This window comes from Arthrobacter halodurans (assembly GCF_041877255.1).
GTDB lineage: Bacteria > Actinomycetota > Actinomycetes > Actinomycetales > Micrococcaceae > Arthrobacter_N > Arthrobacter_N halodurans.
This window is the reverse complement of the sequence record NZ_JBHDLJ010000002.1, coordinates 164,772-179,200: the sequence shown is the minus strand read 5'-3', so window position 1 is coordinate 179,200 and position 14,429 is coordinate 164,772. Positions and strand designations below refer to the sequence as shown.

Genomic DNA, 14,429 nt, shown 5'->3' with positions numbered 1-14,429 from the left:
GTGACCGGCCGCGCCCCGACCCCGACCCACTGCCCCTATTGCGCGCTGCAGTGCGCGATGACGGTCGCGGCGGCGCCCGAAGGCGTTCCCGAGATCGCCGGGCGCGACTTCCCGACCAACGGGGGCGCGCTGTGCCGCAAGGGCTGGTCGGCGGCGAAGCTGCTGGACTCGCCCGAGCGGGTCGTCCGCCCGCTGATGCGCGGAGCCGACGGCCGGCTCCGCCCGGCCGACTGGGACACGGCGCTGGACGCGGTGGCCGACCGGGCGCGGGCTGTCCGCCGCGACCACGGCGCCGACGCGGTGGCCGTGTTCGGCAGCGGCGGGCTGACCAACGAAAAGGCGTACCAGCTGGGCAAGTTCGCCCGGCTGGCGCTGGGCACCTCACGGATCGACTACAACGGGCGATTCTGCATGTCGTCGGCGGCCGCCGCCGGCAACCGGGCATTCGGTCTCGACCGCGGGCTGCCGTTCCCGCTCGCCGACCTCGCGGGGGCGGGCGCCGTCCTGCTGCTGGGCTCGAACGTCGCGGAGACCATGCCGCCCTTCCTCCGCCACCTGGAGGGCGTGCGCGGCGCCGGCGGCCTGCTGGTCGTCGATCCGCGGCGTTCCGCCACGGCACGCCTGACGTCCGACGGCGGGGGCCTGCACCTGCAGCCGACGCCGGGGACCGATCTGCAGCTGCTGCTCGGGCTCGCCCACGTGGTGCTCGCCGAGGGGCTGGCCGACGAGGAGTACCTCGCGGCGCGCACGACGGGCCGCGACGCCGTCGCGCGGTCGGCGGCGCCCTGGTGGCCCGAGCGCGTGCAGGCCGCCACGGGCGTTCCCGCGCGGCTCGTGCGCGACGCGGCGCACCGCCTGGCGGCCGCGGCCCGCGCCGCCGCGGCGGGGGGTCCGCGCGTGTACATCCTGACGGGGCGCGGCGTCGAACAGCACGAGAACGGCACGGACACCACGACCGCCGCGATCAACCTCGCCCTGCTGCTCGGGCTTCCGGGCACCGCGGCGGGCGGGTACGGCACGCTGACGGGCCAGGGCAACGGCCAGGGCGGGCGCGAACACGGGCAGAAGTCCGACCAGCTGCCCGGCTACCGCAAGATCACCGATCCCGCGGACCGGGCGCACGTCGCCGCCGCCTGGGGCGTCGACGAGGGCGTGATCCCGGGCCCGGGCGTCCCGGCCACGGAGCTGCTGCATAGCCTGGGGCTCCCGGGCGGACCCCGGATGCTCATGGTCCACGGCGCGAACGTCGCCGTCTCCGCGCCGGACGCGGGCCGCGTCGTCGACGGGCTGCGGCGGCTGGACTTCCTCGTCGTCTGCGACTTCTTCCTCTCCGAGACGGCCGCGGAGGCCGACGTCGTGCTCCCGGTCCTGCAGTGGGCCGAGGAGGAGGGCACGATGACGAACCTGGAGGGCAGGATCCTGCGCCGGCGCCGGGCCGTGGACCCCCCGGAGGGTGCGCGCTCCGAGCTCTGGATCCTCGCGGAACTGGCCCGGCGGCTGGACGCGCCGGGACGCTTCCCGGCCGACCCCCGCGCGGTCTTCGCCGAGTTGCGGGAGGCTTCGCGCGGCGGGCTGGCCGACTACTCCGGCGTCAGCTACGAGGCGCTCGACGGCGGGGCCGCCGTCTACTGGCCGTGCCCGGCCACGGGCCCGGACGGGGCGCCGTCCGGCGCCGATCTCCCGCCCGACGCCGCGCACGCCGGACTGCCGTCGCTGCTCGGGACCCCTCGGCTCTTTCTGGGGCGTTTCGCCCACCCGGACGGCCGGGCACGGCTGATCGCGGTCCGGGCGGGCTCCCCGTCCGGCGCGCCGAACGAGCCCGGCTTCCTGACCCTGCTCACGGGCCGCCTGATGGAGCACTACCAGTCCGGCGCCCAGACCCGGCGCGTCCCCGAGCTCCTCGCGGCCCAGCCCGAGCCGCGGGTGGAGCTGCACCCGTCGACGGCGCTGGCCCTCGGCATCGCGCAGGGGGACCTCGTGTCCGTCAGCAGCCTCCGCGGTCGGGCGGTCGGGCGGGCGACCCTGAGCGCCGACATCCGCGCCGACAGCGTGTTCATGCCCTTCCACTTCGGCGGCTCGGGCAGCGCCAACCTCCTCACGCGGGCGTTGACGGATCCGATCAGCTCCATGCCGGCGTTCAAGAACACCCCGATCCTCATGGCGCCCCTCGGCCCGGGCGCGTCGATGGCGGCCGGGTCCACGGCGGACCGCCCGGCGGACCCGTTCCCGGGACGGTCCCCGGGACACGGCCTGCCCGACCTGTCCGCGGCGGTGCCGCGATGAGCGCGTCAGGGCGGTCGGCCTGCGCCGAGCGGATCGTCGTCCTGGGCTTCGGACCCGCCGCCGCGCGGCTGGTCGAGGAGCTCCTGCCGCGGGTCGCGTCCGGCCACGCGGCGATCGCCGTCGTCGGCGCGGAACGCCATGCCGCGTACAACCGCGTGCTGGTCGCCGACGTGGGCACGGGCAGGACGACGCCGACCGCGGTCGCGCTGGCCGACGCCGACGAGCTGCGGGCCGCGGGCGTCGACGTGCGCCTGGGCACCACGGCCCTGCGCGTGGACCGGGCCCGTCGGCGCGTGGCGCTCTCCGACGGCGCGGAATTGCCCTACGACCGGCTGGTCTTCGCCACCGGCGCGCGGCCCGCCGTCCCCGTCCTGCGCGGGGTCGACTTCTCGCCCCACGGGGAACCCTCGCTTCCGGAGGGCGTGATCTGCCTGCGGGACCTGGACGACGCGGCGCGGCTCCTGCCCGTCGTGAGCGCGGGGGGCCGCGTGGTGGTGCTCGGCGGCGGGATCCTGGGCGTCGAGGCGGCCCTGGCCGTCCGGGAGCACGGCGCGTCGTCGACGCTCGTCCACCACGGAGACGTTCCGCTGGCCCGGGCCGTGGACCACGACGGCGGACGGGTGCTCGCGGGCGCGCTGCGTTCGGCGGGCGTCCACGTGTCGCCGCGCTCCCGCGCCGTGGCGGTGCGGCTGGAGGACGGCCGGTTCTCCGGCCTGGTCCTGGACGACGGCGCGGTGGTGCCCGGAGACCTGCTGGTCCTGTCGGTGGGGGTGCGTCCGCGCGGCGGACTCGCCGAGGGCTGCGGGCTGGCCGCGGACGGCGGCATCAGGGTCGACCGCCGGCTGCGGGCCGACACCGAGGACCGGGTGTTCGCGATCGGCGACTGCGCGGCCGTCGAGGGGCGCCCGCCGAGCGGGCTGATCGGTCCGGGATGGGCGCAGGCCGCCTGGTTGGCACGCTATCTCGCCACCCATCCGCTGGGTCGCTTTGGCGGCGCCGTTAGCACGGGCGGCGCGGACGACCCCGACACGGCCCTTCCCCCGGAGTCTCCGGCGGTGATCCTGCTCAAGTCCCGCGGGGTCGATCTCGCGGCCGCGGGAGACGTCTCGGCGACGCCGTGGGACGACGGCCCGCAGCGCGTGAGCGTGTGGGCCGACCCGCGCCAGGGCCGCTACTGCAAGATGGTGACCGTGGAGGGGGTGCTCACGGGCTTCGTCGCCGTGGGGATGCCGCGGACCGCGGCGGAGCTGGTGCTGCTGTTCGAACGCGGCGGCGAGCTGCCCGCGGACCGCAGCACGCTGTTCCGGCTCGACGACGACGCCCAGCCGGCTCCTGCGGCGCCGGCCGGCGCGCACGACGTGCTGTGCCGCTGCAGCGGAGCCACGCACGGCGAGGTCGCGGAGGCCGCGGCGACCGGCAGCGCGACGGTCGAGGAGGTCGGGCGCGCCTGCCGCGCCGGCACCGGCTGTGGCGGCTGCCGCGAACGGATCGAAGCCATGCTGGCCCGGGCGGCGGTGCCGGCCTAAACACTGGCGCCCGGCGTATGTCAGGATGGGCGCATGTTCCCTTTCCTCATCCGCGTCCTGGTCAACGCGCTGGCCCTCGCCGCCGCCGCGTGGATCGTGCCCGGCATAACCGTCAGCTCGCAGGCGGCCGCCCGCGCCACCGGCAACGACACGATCGGCGTCATCGTCGCCTACCTGGCGGTGGGCCTGATCTTCGGGTTGGTGAACGCCTTCGTCCGGCCCATCGTGAGCCTCCTGTCGCTGCCGATCACGTGCATTACCCTGGGGCTCTTCGCGATCGTGGTCAACGCGGGGATGCTGATGCTGACCTCGTGGATCAGCAGCTACACCCCCGTTGAATTCCACGTCGACACCTTCTTCTGGGACGCGATCTTCGGCACCATCATCATCAGCATCGTCTCCGCAGTCATGGGCTGGCTGCTCCCCGGGCCCGAGTAGCGCGCGGGGCCCCGGCCGCGGAGGCCCCGGTCCGCCGCAGGCTCACCGTGCGCGTCGTCGCCGCGGTGGCGCCGGCGAAGACCGCGCCCAGCGCCGCCCCCGCCTCCACCAGCGCCGGGTCCGTGGAAGCCCGGAGCGCGGACAGCTCGGCCGAGTAGTTCTGCAGATCGTGCGCGGCGCCGAAACCCCCCTGCCCGCGGTCGACGCCCCCGCCGTAGCCATCGAGATAGACCGTGACCCGGTTCCGGGTGTCCGGATTCGTGGCGCCCTCGGTCCCCGGCACGGGGTCGTCCACGTGCTCCACGTGGAACGCGCGCACGCCGGCCGGCAGGTCCATGTTGCCGACGGGGGACCCGACCGTGAACACCTGCTCGACGTCGAACGCCGCGGCCAGCCGCGGATCCGCCGCCAGATTGGCCGCGTGGATCCCGCCCTGGCTGTAGCCCGCCAGCACCAGCCGGTCCCCGGATTTCGCGCCCACCCGCTCCAGCGCCTCGAGGGCGGCCGCGGCAACGTGCTGGCTGCCGAGCCCCATCCCCTCCACGATGCCGCCCGCGTCCCAGGGGTTGGCGTGCGGGGCGGCCCCGGGGCCGGGCACGGAACCGGGGGCGTCCCCGTGCCGCAGCTGCGTCCCCGGGAGGGTCAGGACGTGCACGGGTCCCGACGGCGTGTCCACCGTGGTGACCAGCAGCGCGCCGGCGCCGGATTCCGGCGGCTCCGCCGCCCGTTGCAGCGCCATCAGGCCGTCCACGGTCCCGGCGAACGGGACGCGACGCGCCGGGGCGACCACCGAGATCTCGATCGGGGCCACCTCGACCCACTCCAGGCGCGTGGCGACCCCGGCCAACCGCGGATACAGGCGCTCCGCGACGGTGGTGTCGAACACGCCCCCGTGCGCCCGGTCCCGGAACGCCCCGAGCCGGGAGGCCACCGGGTAGGACGCCGGGAAAAGCAGCGGAAGCAGCGCGCCGGCGAGCGCCGGGGACTGGTTGACCAGGTCCTGGGTGGTGGCCGCGCGCGGCCTCACCGCGTTCGTGGCGAGATCGTGGGCGACAATGAGCGGCAACACCGCCGCGCGTGCCGCATGCACGGTCCGGAGCACCCGGGCCTCCGTCTCCTCGTAGATCCGCCGGGCGTGCAGCACGCCGGCGCCGAGCACGCCGACCCTCAGGTGGACGGCGCGGACCGAGACGGAAGCCCGCCGCAGTCCGGCCTCGGACCACACCGCCACGGCGGCGTCCGCCGAGACCAGCAGCCTGCCCAGCGCCGCGAGCGACCCGTCCAAACAGTCCGCGGCGGCGCCGAGGTCCGCCGCGGACCGGCCCAGAAGCGCGGCCGCCCGCTCCAGCTCGTCGAGGCTGAAGCCGGCGCCGGCCACCCCGCCGCGGACCACGTGCCCCATCACGCGCCTCCCCGCGCCGCCGCGTCCCCCAGCCGGCGCAGCGCCGACGCGCGGGCCCGTCCCAGGGCGACGTCCCGGCGCGCGTCCTCGACGTCGCCGTCGATCCCGCCGAGCTCGAGCGCGACGGCCTCCAGCTGCCGGAGGAAGGCCATGCCGGCCGGCGACCGCCAGTCGAGGCCGCGGAGCACCGCGACGCGGCGGCGTGCCTCGTCGACGTATGCCGCGGCCCGCGCCGCACGGAGTTCCATGTCCTCCCAGACCGCCTCCGACCCCTGACCGTCCATGACCCGCCGCTCCCTCCCGGCATCCACCACCGGTCGTTCCCACGCTAGGCGGCCGGCGCAGTACCCCGGCCGCCGCGGGCGCGGTTGTGCATCCCCCGCCCTCCGCGGCGCCTGTGCGGGGAGAAGACACCGACTCCCGGCGGCGCTGGCCCTCATGGAAGAATGGGTGGCATGGCTGATTCCGCGCGCATTTCCCTCGCTTCCGAACCGCTCGCACTGGGCGCCCTCGACGGACGGTACCGCTCCGCGGTCGCCCCGCTGGTGGACCACCTTTCCGAGGCGGCCCTGAACCGCGACCGCGTGCACGTCGAGGTCGAGTGGTTGATCCACCTGACGTCGCAGGCCGTCCTGCCGGGCACCCGGCCGCTCGCGCCGGAACAGGCCGCCGCGCTGCGGAAGATCGTCACCGAGTTCGACGCCGGCTCGGTCGCGGAACTCGCGGAGATCGAAGCCGTCACGGTGCACGACGTCAAGGCCGTGGAGTACTTCATCGGCCGCCGACTGGGTGGAATCGGGATCGAGGACCTCACCGCGCTGGTCCACTTCGGCTGCACCAGCGAGGACATCAACAACCTCTCCTACGCCGTCGGCGTCAAGGGCGCCGTCGAGCGGGTCTGGCTTCCGGCCGCCCGCGCGCTCGTCGAGCAGGTCGCGGCGATGGCCGAGGCGACGCGGGAGATCCCGATGCTGTCGCGGACCCATGGCCAGCCTGCCACCCCCACGACGCTGGGCAAGGAGCTCGCCGTGACCGCGTGGCGCCTGGGCCGCCAGCTGGATCGGATCGGCCGCACCGAGTACCTGGGCAAGATCAACGGCGCCACCGGCACCTACGCGGCCCACTACGCGTCGGTCCCCACCGCGGACTGGCAGGAGGTTTCGCGCACCTTCGTGGAGGCCCTCGGACTGACGTGGAACCCGCTGACCACGCAGATCGAATCCCACGACTGGCAGGCGGAGCTCTACGCCGACGTCGCGCGCTTCAACCGGATCCTGCACAACTTCTGCACCGACGTGTGGAGCTACATCTCGATCGGCTACTTCGCGCAGATCCCGGTCGCCGGGGCGACCGGCTCCTCCACGATGCCGCACAAGGTCAACCCCATCCGCTTCGAGAACGCCGAGGCCAACCTCGAGATCTCCAACGGCCTGCTCGACACCCTGGCGGCGACGCTCGTGACCAGCCGCTGGCAGCGCGACCTCACGGATTCCTCCTCGCAGCGCAACATCGGCACCGCGTTCGGCCACTCGCTCCTCGCGATCTCCAACGTCGCGAAGGGACTGGAGCGCCTCGACGTGGCCACGGACGTCCTGGCCGACGACCTGGACCACAACTGGGAGGTGCTCGGCGAGGCGATCCAGATGGTCATGCGCGCCGAGGCGATCGCCGGCGTCCCCGGCATGGAGAACCCCTACGAACGACTCAAGGACCTCACCCGCGGCCAGCGCGTCGACGCCGCCCGCATGAAGGAGTTCGTCTCCGGTCTGGGGCTCTCCGACGAGGCACGGGACCGGCTCCTCCGGCTCACCCCGGCCACCTACCACGGCATCGCCCCGCTGCTGGTGGACCATCTGTCGCAGTAGCCCCGGCAGCCGGCGGGCCGCGCGCGGGTTCGCCGCCGGTCCGCCGCTCCCGGGGACGGGCCGCGCGCCCCTGACTAGTGCGCGTTGTGCCGCGGGTCCGGGGTGGGGCAGTCTGGGGGGATGACCCTTTCAGCCCGGGCACGGGCATCCCTGGCTCCGCGCGCCATGATGGCGGCGAAGGTCGCGCTCGCGACCGGCATCGCGTGGCTCATCGCGCCGCACCTTCCCGGCGACGCGGCGAAGTACCCGTACTACGCCCCGCTGGGCGCCGTGCTCAGCATGCATCCGACGTTCGCGCGGTCGATCCAGTGGAGCATGCAGACGCTGCTCGGCCTCATCCTCGGCATCCTGCTCGCCGGCGTCTTCGTCCTGGCGTCCCTGCCGCCACTCCTCGGCATCATGCTGGTGACCGGGACCGGTGTCCTGCTCGGCGGGATCCGCGGACTGGGCGCCGGCCGCGAATACGTTCCGGTCGCGGCCCTGTTCGTTCTGGTCCTCGGCGGCGGCGACGCCGACGGGTACTCCTTCGGATACCTCAGCCAGATGGCCGTCGGCGTGCTGGTCGGCCTGGCCGTCAACATCCTGGTCTTCCCGCCGCTGACGACGGCCAGCGCGGCCGACGCCCTCCTCGACTTCCGGGAGCGGTTCGCCCGGACGCTGACCGAGATCGCCGACGACGTCGTGGACTCCTGGCCGGCCGACAACGAGATGTGGAACCTGCGCGCGCGGGACCTGCTCCGCGAGGCCCGCAACGTCCGGGCCCAGCTGGAGGTCGGGCACGAAAGCGCCCGTGCCAACCCGCGGGCCCGGCTCAAGGGCGTGGACCTGACGGACGACTTCGTCGTCCTCAACGCCCTCGACAGCGTGGCGTTCCAGACGAAGGACCTCACCGAACTCCTCGCCGGCCCCGAGGCCGGGCGGGGCATCGGGGGCGACCTGCCGGAGCCGTTCCGCGTGCTCGTGGCGGAGTGCCTGCGGACCCTGGCCATCCTCGCCACCGCACCGGAGGAGGATGCCGTCGAGGCCCAGCAGGCCGCGGAGGAACGGAACTCCGCGCTCGGCGCCTGGATGGACGACAACGACCTCGCCGAAGCCGGGACGCGCCAGGTCGCCGGCGCGATCGGCAAGTGCCTGCGCCGCATGCTGGACGTGCTGCGCCGCGACGAGCCCGCCGATAGGGTCTAGCCATGGTTCCCTACGGCGACATCACGTTCCACACGCGCAAATGGGTCCGCCCGGAGGACCTCAACGCCAACGGCACGCTCTTCGGCGGCAGTCTGCTGCGCTGGATCGACGAGGAGGCCGCGATCTACGCGATCGTCCAGCTCGGCAACGGCATGGCCGTGACCAAGTACATGTCCGAGATCAACTTCGTCAGCTCGGCCCGCCAGGGCGACCTCATCGAGATGGGGCTGACCGCTACGCATTTCGGCCGCACCTCCCTGACGATGCGCGCAGAGGTGCGCAACATGTTCACCCGCCAGTCCATCCTGACGATCGACAAGATCGTCTTCGTGAACCTCGGCGAGGACGGCCTTCCCGCGCCGCACGGCTACACCGAGATCACATACGACCGGGACCGCGTGCCGCGGCAGCATCTGGACCGGTTCCCGCCGCCCGTGGACTGAGGTCCCGCGGAGCGGGACTCACAACCACCCGCGGTCGGCGGCGGTCCTGGCCGCCTCGATCCGGTTCCCCGCGCCGGTCTTCCCGATGGCCGCCGACAGGTGGTTCCGCACGGTCCCGGACGTGAGGTGCACCGCGGAGGCGATGGCCGCGATCGGCAGCCCGTCCCGCGCCAGCCCCAGAACCTCGCGCTCGCGCGCCGTCAGCGGGTTGCCGCCCTCGGCCAGCGACTCGGCGGCGAGCTGGGGGTCGACGACCCGCAACCCTGCGTGGACCCGCCTGATGGCCTCCGCGAGTTCGGCGGCCGGCGTGTCCTTGACCACGAACCCGCTGGCCCCCGCCTCGAGCGACCGCCGGAGATAGCCGGTTCTGCCGAACGTGGTCACCATGAGGACCCGGCACGTCGGGGCACCGGCGCGGACCCGGGCGGTGGCCTCGATACCGTCCATCACGGGCATCTGGATGTCGAGGAGGCAGACGTCGACGCGGTGCTCCAGGACGGCGGCGAGGACTGGGCTTCCGTCGGACGCCTCGGCCACGACCTCGATGTCCGCCTCGAGGTTCAGCAGGGCCACCAGCGCGCCGCGGACCAGCGCGTGGTCGTCGGCGACGAGGACCCGGATCACCATGAGACCGCCACCCGGGTCCCGCCGTCGGGCAGCCCGGAGACCTCCAGCGATCCGCCGGCCTCCGCGACCCGTTCGGCCATCCCGCGGCGCCCGTGTCCGGGAGCGCTGGACCCGACCCCCACCCCGTCGTCCTCGACGGACAGCGCCCCGCGGCCGAAGCGGAGCGTGCAGTGCGCGGCGCGCGAGTGGCGCAGCACGTTGGTCCCGGCCTCGCGCAGCACCCACCCGAGGGGCACCTGGAGCGCGGGGTCGACGTCGCCGGGATCGCCCTCCGAGGCGACCTCGATGCCGGCGCCCCGCAGCGCCAGCTCGAGCGCCCGCGCCTGCGTGGTCAGGTCGTTGGCTCGCAGCCCCCCGACGGTGCTGCGCACCTCGCCGAGGGCCTCGCGCAGGAGCGCGCGCAACTCGCCGAGTTCGGCGTGGGCACGCGCCGGATCGGTGTCCAGGATGCGGTCCGCGAGCTCGGCCTTCAGGGCGACGACGGTCAGCGTGTGGCCCAGCCCGTCGTGCACGTCCCGGGCCACCCGCTCGCGCTCGGAGACGATGGCCAGGTCCCGTGCCATGAGCTGGTTGCGGTTGTCGGCGGCCATCAGGGACGCCTGGGTCATGTTGACGATGAACACCCCCGCCAGGATGATCAGCATGAACCCATAGCGCCCCGTCTGGGCGCTGGCGAGCAGGGCGGCGAGGCAGCCGGCCAGGGTCGCGCCGCCCACCCACCACGCACCGGCGCGCGGCAGCAGATAGCAGGCGTAGGCGATCACGAACGGCGCCATGAACGTGGCGGCGACGCCGATCAGGGCGGACATGGCCAGGATGATGGCCACCATGGCGCCCAGGCCCACCCAGTTCCAGTGGGCGAAGCGGAGCCGACCGCACAGCGGTCCGCCGAGGACGACGAAGGCCGCGAGGTACACCGCGGCGAAAAGCGCGACGAGCGCCAGCCCGGCGGCGACCCCGGCGGAGCCGAGCCCGGCCGAGAGCACGGCGGCGACGGTGTAGCCGAGGAACGCCAGCCAGACCGCGGGCAGGAGCCAGCCGTAGCGGCTCCAGCCGTCGCCGGGGTCCCGGGCCGTGCCGTCGGTCCGCTCCGGGAGGGCGCTCATGCCCGCCTCCGCCCCCGGGCGACGCCGACGACCGCCGCCGCGCCGAAGATGAGGACCCATGCCACCACATTGGCGAGCAGCCCGGCAACCGTGTCCGGCGTGGCCCCCTCCGTGGCGGTCGCGCCCTCGAGCAGCGGCCAACGGACCAGGCCCACGTAGCCGTACATCGGCGTGAACCGCGCGAAGTCCTGCATGGCCCCGCTCAACGGCATGAACACGTTGCCGACGAAGGACATGAGCACCAGCACGCCGGTGGCCACGCCGAGCGCCGACTCGCTCTTGAAGAGCATGGCGACGGCGAAGCCGAACAGGGCGAAGAGTGCCGCTCCGGCGAGGGAGACGAGGTACGTGGCGGCCCAGACGCCCGCCGTCGCCGTGGCCCCGGTCGCCGCCCCGGCCGCGTGGACCACGAGGATGCTCCCGGCGGTGACGACCATCGCCGTGGCGACCTTGCCCAGGACCACCTGGAGGGGGGCCACCGGCGTCAGGCCGATTTGTCGGCCCCACCCCTGCATCTGCTCGACGGCTGCGCCGCCCGTCGCGGTGGTGGCCGCCAGGGCCGCACCGTAGGCCGCCATCGAGGACATCACGTAGAACTTGACGTTGCCGTCGCCCACGGCGGCGTCTCCGTCACCCATGGAGACCCCGAAGACCAGATACATCGCCATCGGCATGAGCAGCACGAACATGATGTTGGAGACGTCGCGCAGCTGCCGGAGGAGATCGATGCGCAGATAGGTGGCGTTCATGCCGCTCCACCCGCCGCGATGACGTCGGCCGCCGGCACGACGGCGGACCCGCCCCGCGTCAGGTCGACGAAGGCGGTCTCGAGGCTCGGCGCGGACACCTCGAGGTCGTGCGCGCGGAAGTCGCGGAGCAGCGCCATCGCCAGCGCGTCCGAATCGGTGGCCGTCGCCGTGATCCGGGCGCCGCTGCGTTCGAGGCGCCGCACGTCCGCGCGTCCGCGCAGCGCAGCCAGGACGGGGTGGTCCCCGGCCGGGCCCGCTGCCTCGAGCGCGGGCAGGGTCGCCGAGACCGTGCGCCCGGACGCCATCGAACGGACCTGGGAGGTGGAACCGTCCGCGACGATCCCGCCCCGGACGATCAGCACGGTCCGCTGGGCGAACTGCTCGGCCTCTTCCAGGTAGTGGGTCGCGAAGAGCACGGTCCGTCCCGAGTCGGCGTCCTGGCGCATCGTCTCCCAGAAGTCGCGGCGCGCGTTCACGTCCATGCCGGCGGTCGGCTCGTCGAGGATCAGCAGATCCGGGTCCGGCAGCAGTGCGAGCGCGAACTTCAGCCGCTGCTGCTCGCCCCCGGAGCACTTGGAGACCTTGCGTCCGGCGATCCCGGAGATGGACGTGCGCTCCATGACCTCGGCCACGCGTCCGCCGGCGCGGTGCAGCGACGCGATGGCCTGCACGGTCTCCCGCACCGTCAGGTCGCGCAACAGGCCCCCGGTCTGCAGGACGGCGGACACGCGGCCGGACCGCACGGCCCGGCGCGGCGGGAGGCCGAGGACCTCGGCGGTTCCCGCGTCCGGTGGGGTCAGCCCCAGCAGCATGTCGATGGTCGTCGTCTTGCCGGCCCCGTTGGGTCCGAGGAACGCGACGATCTCGCCCCGTCCGACGGTCAGGTCGATGCCGTCGACGGCGGTCACGCGCCCGGCGCCGGTGGCAAAGCCCTTGCGCAGCCCGCGCAGGCGGATGGCTGGCGGTGTGTCGTGTGTCGGATCCATGGCACCAGTCTGCCGGTCCGCCGGCGCCTGCGCAGGTGGGGGCCGTCACGGGTTCGGCATGACATGTGTCAGGGCCGCTCACCAGCGAGGGATCCGCACCCAGAGGCAGCAGGGCTGGGTGGAGCCGCGGCGGACGCCGTGGCATTGCGGCATGGGGTCCACGATGTAGTCGCCGTCGACGTTCTCGGCGAAGTACCGGGGGTTGGGCTGGTACGCGTTCATGAAGACCTCGCACTCGCAACAAAGCCCGCCCATCCGGCCGAGCCGGGCCAGCAGGGCCGTCGCCCGGGGCGCGCGGAGGTCGCGGTAGCGCACCGTGAATTCGTGCCCGCGGCAGCCGAACTCCAGCATCCGGTACAGGTAGCACAGCAGGCATTCCCGCGCCCGGGGCCTGGTCATCTCCGAGGAGAGGAGCCGCAGCTCCTCCTCGAGGCTTCCGACTTCCGGCTGGCCCATGGCGTTCTCCCTCCGTTGCCCCGGGCGACGCGCCCGGTGACTCCAGCATGGGCTCGCGGCGCCCAGCGCGTTGCGGGAGCCGCCGCGTTGTGGATAACGCGCGTGCCCGGCGCCTTGTGGACGGGGGCGTGGACGGAGTCCGGGCAAGGGGACGGTGACGGTGGACGGAGCCTACCGCCGGCGATCCGCCTGGAAGCGCACGATCCGCTCGACCGCCTCGGCGACGGCCGCGCTGCCCGCGGCGAAACTCAGCCGGACGGCGGTGCGCCCGCCCTCGGCGTCGAAGTCGCCGCCCGGCACCAGCGCCACGCCCGCGCCCTCCAGCAGGGCGGAGCAGTATTCGGCGGAGTCCGCGAACCCCTCCAGCTCGTCGCCGAGGTCGGCGTAGAGGTAGAACGCGCCGTCCGCCGGCGCGGCCCGGCCCCAGCCGAGCCGCCCGAGGTTGTCCAGCAGGGTGCTCCGCGTCCGCGCGAACTCCTCCACGAAGGCCTCCGCCTCCGCGTAGGACTCCTCGGTGAACGCCTCGATCGCCGCGTACTGCGCCGGCGCCGGCGGGCAGAGCGCCACGTTGCCGGCCAGCGCGTCCACGACGGGCAGCAGGTCGTCCGGGACGATCGCCCAGCCGAGTCGCCAGCCGGTCATCCCCCAGTACTTCGAGAAGCTGGAGATCACCACGGCGTCGCGGTCGAGCTCCCACGCGCAGACGCCGCGGGGATCCTCGGCGCCCGCGCCGGGGTAGGTGATGCCGTGGTAGATCTCGTCGCTGATGAGGCGCGCGCCGCCGCGCGCGCACCACGCGGCGAGCTCGGCCAGCTCCGCGCGGGTGACCATGGTGCCGGTCGGGTTGGCCGGAGAGGCGAGCATCAGGCCCGCGAGCGGACCGTGCTCGCGCACCGCGGCGTCGAGCAGCTCCGCCGTCGGCTGGTACCGCGTCGCCGGGCCACAGTCCAACTCGACCACCTCGATGCCGAGGGCGCCCAGGATGTTCCGGTACGCGGGGTACCCGGGACGGGCCAGCGCGACGCGGTCGCCCGGGTTGAACGAGGACAGGAAGAGCAGCATGAAGGCGCCGGAGGAGCCGGTGGTGATGGCGACGTTCTCCGGCGGGACCTCGATCCCGTACCAGCGCCGGTAGTGCCCCGCGACGGCGCGGCGCAGCCCGGCGATGCCGAGCGCGGGCGTGTAGGTCAGCGGCGCCCCGGAGGAGTGCAGCGCGGCCGCGGCGGCCGAGACCCCGGTCGGTGCGCCGCCGCCGGGCTCGCCCGCGCAGAGCGAGACGACGTCGCGTCCCTCCCCGCGGAGCTCGGCCACGCGCCGGAGGATGTCCATCACCTGGAAGGCGGGCACCTGGGCCCGGCTCGCG

The 14,429-nt window shown here is 74.2% G+C and carries 14 protein-coding genes; 6 read left to right on the top strand and 8 right to left on the bottom strand.

Going from position 1 to position 14,429, the window contains the following annotated elements; genetic code table 11:
• The 3 genes from ACETWP_RS03190 to ACETWP_RS03180 are packed head-to-tail and all read left to right on the top strand — an operon-like array spanning position 1 to position 4,247.
• Entirely contained in the window at positions 1-2,283 is a 2,283-nt protein-coding gene (locus tag ACETWP_RS03190) for a molybdopterin oxidoreductase family protein (protein ID WP_373970748.1), read from the top strand.
• Positions 2,280-3,809 carry an FAD-dependent oxidoreductase gene (locus tag ACETWP_RS03185; RefSeq protein ID WP_373970747.1) on the top strand — a complete coding sequence of 510 codons (1,530 nt, stop codon included), beginning with the start codon at positions 2,280-2,282 and terminating at the stop codon, positions 3,807-3,809. Before ACETWP_RS03190 ends, ACETWP_RS03185 begins: the two co-directional genes overlap by 4 nt.
• Positions 3,810-3,842: 33 nt before the next feature.
• Positions 3,843-4,247: a phage holin family protein gene (locus tag ACETWP_RS03180; protein ID WP_373970746.1), complete on the top strand. Its 405-nt coding sequence runs from the start codon at positions 3,843-3,845 to the stop codon at positions 4,245-4,247.
• On the opposite strand, the gene ACETWP_RS03175 is transcribed toward ACETWP_RS03180, so the two are convergent.
• Both ACETWP_RS03175 and ACETWP_RS03170 read right to left on the bottom strand, forming a co-directional pair.
• Positions 4,216-5,649, bottom strand: coding sequence for a hypothetical protein (locus ACETWP_RS03175; protein ID WP_373970745.1), 1,434 nt, complete (start codon positions 5,647-5,649; stop codon positions 4,216-4,218). The genes ACETWP_RS03180 and ACETWP_RS03175 overlap by 32 nt on opposite strands.
• Complete coding sequence (locus ACETWP_RS03170) at positions 5,649-5,933, bottom strand: hypothetical protein (RefSeq protein WP_373970744.1); 285 nt, start codon at positions 5,931-5,933, stop codon at positions 5,649-5,651. The genes ACETWP_RS03175 and ACETWP_RS03170 overlap by 1 nt, the downstream gene beginning before the upstream one ends.
• A gap of 171 nt (positions 5,934-6,104) precedes the next feature.
• Here ACETWP_RS03170 and purB point away from each other — a divergent pair, with 171 nt between their 5' ends.
• The 3 genes from purB (at position 6,105) to ACETWP_RS03155 (ending at position 9,142) form a co-directional block, all read left to right on the top strand.
• Entirely contained in the window at positions 6,105-7,514 is a 1,410-nt protein-coding gene (purB, locus tag ACETWP_RS03165) for an adenylosuccinate lyase (protein ID WP_373970743.1), read from the top strand.
• Between the two features lie 120 nt (positions 7,515-7,634).
• Positions 7,635-8,699 (top strand): FUSC family protein, encoded by a 1,065-nt coding sequence (locus ACETWP_RS03160; RefSeq protein ID WP_373970742.1) that lies wholly within the window; start codon positions 7,635-7,637, stop codon positions 8,697-8,699.
• Positions 8,700-8,701: 2 nt separating this feature from the next.
• Complete coding sequence (locus ACETWP_RS03155; RefSeq protein ID WP_373970741.1) at positions 8,702-9,142, top strand: acyl-CoA thioesterase; 441 nt, start codon at positions 8,702-8,704, stop codon at positions 9,140-9,142.
• An 18-nt stretch (positions 9,143-9,160) separates the two neighbouring features.
• Here ACETWP_RS03155 and ACETWP_RS03150 read toward each other — a convergent pair whose 3' ends face one another.
• The 6 genes from ACETWP_RS03150 to ACETWP_RS03125 all read right to left on the bottom strand — a co-directional run bounded on the left by ACETWP_RS03150 (position 9,161) and on the right by ACETWP_RS03125 (position 14,395).
• Positions 9,161-9,766, bottom strand: a complete 606-nt coding sequence (locus tag ACETWP_RS03150) for a response regulator transcription factor (RefSeq protein WP_373971014.1) — start codon at positions 9,764-9,766, stop codon at positions 9,161-9,163.
• Positions 9,763-10,875, bottom strand: a complete 1,113-nt coding sequence (locus tag ACETWP_RS03145) for a sensor histidine kinase (protein ID WP_373970740.1) — start codon at positions 10,873-10,875, stop codon at positions 9,763-9,765. Before ACETWP_RS03145 ends, ACETWP_RS03150 begins: the two co-directional genes overlap by 4 nt.
• Positions 10,872-11,624: an ABC transporter permease gene (locus tag ACETWP_RS03140; RefSeq protein WP_373970739.1), complete on the bottom strand. Its 753-nt coding sequence runs from the start codon at positions 11,622-11,624 to the stop codon at positions 10,872-10,874. Before ACETWP_RS03140 ends, ACETWP_RS03145 begins: the two co-directional genes overlap by 4 nt.
• Positions 11,621-12,610, bottom strand: a complete 990-nt coding sequence (locus tag ACETWP_RS03135) for an ABC transporter ATP-binding protein (RefSeq protein ID WP_373970738.1) — start codon at positions 12,608-12,610, stop codon at positions 11,621-11,623. The genes ACETWP_RS03140 and ACETWP_RS03135 overlap by 4 nt, the downstream gene beginning before the upstream one ends.
• Before the next feature lie 78 nt (positions 12,611-12,688).
• The gene (locus ACETWP_RS03130; protein ID WP_373970737.1) at positions 12,689-13,066 is read right to left on the bottom strand and encodes a DUF2695 domain-containing protein; all 378 of its coding nucleotides are present in this window, start codon (positions 13,064-13,066) and stop codon (positions 12,689-12,691) included.
• Between the two features lie 171 nt (positions 13,067-13,237).
• Positions 13,238-14,395: a pyridoxal phosphate-dependent aminotransferase gene (locus ACETWP_RS03125; RefSeq protein WP_373971013.1), complete on the bottom strand. Its 1,158-nt coding sequence runs from the start codon at positions 14,393-14,395 to the stop codon at positions 13,238-13,240.
• Positions 14,396-14,429: the final 34 nt, after the last annotated feature.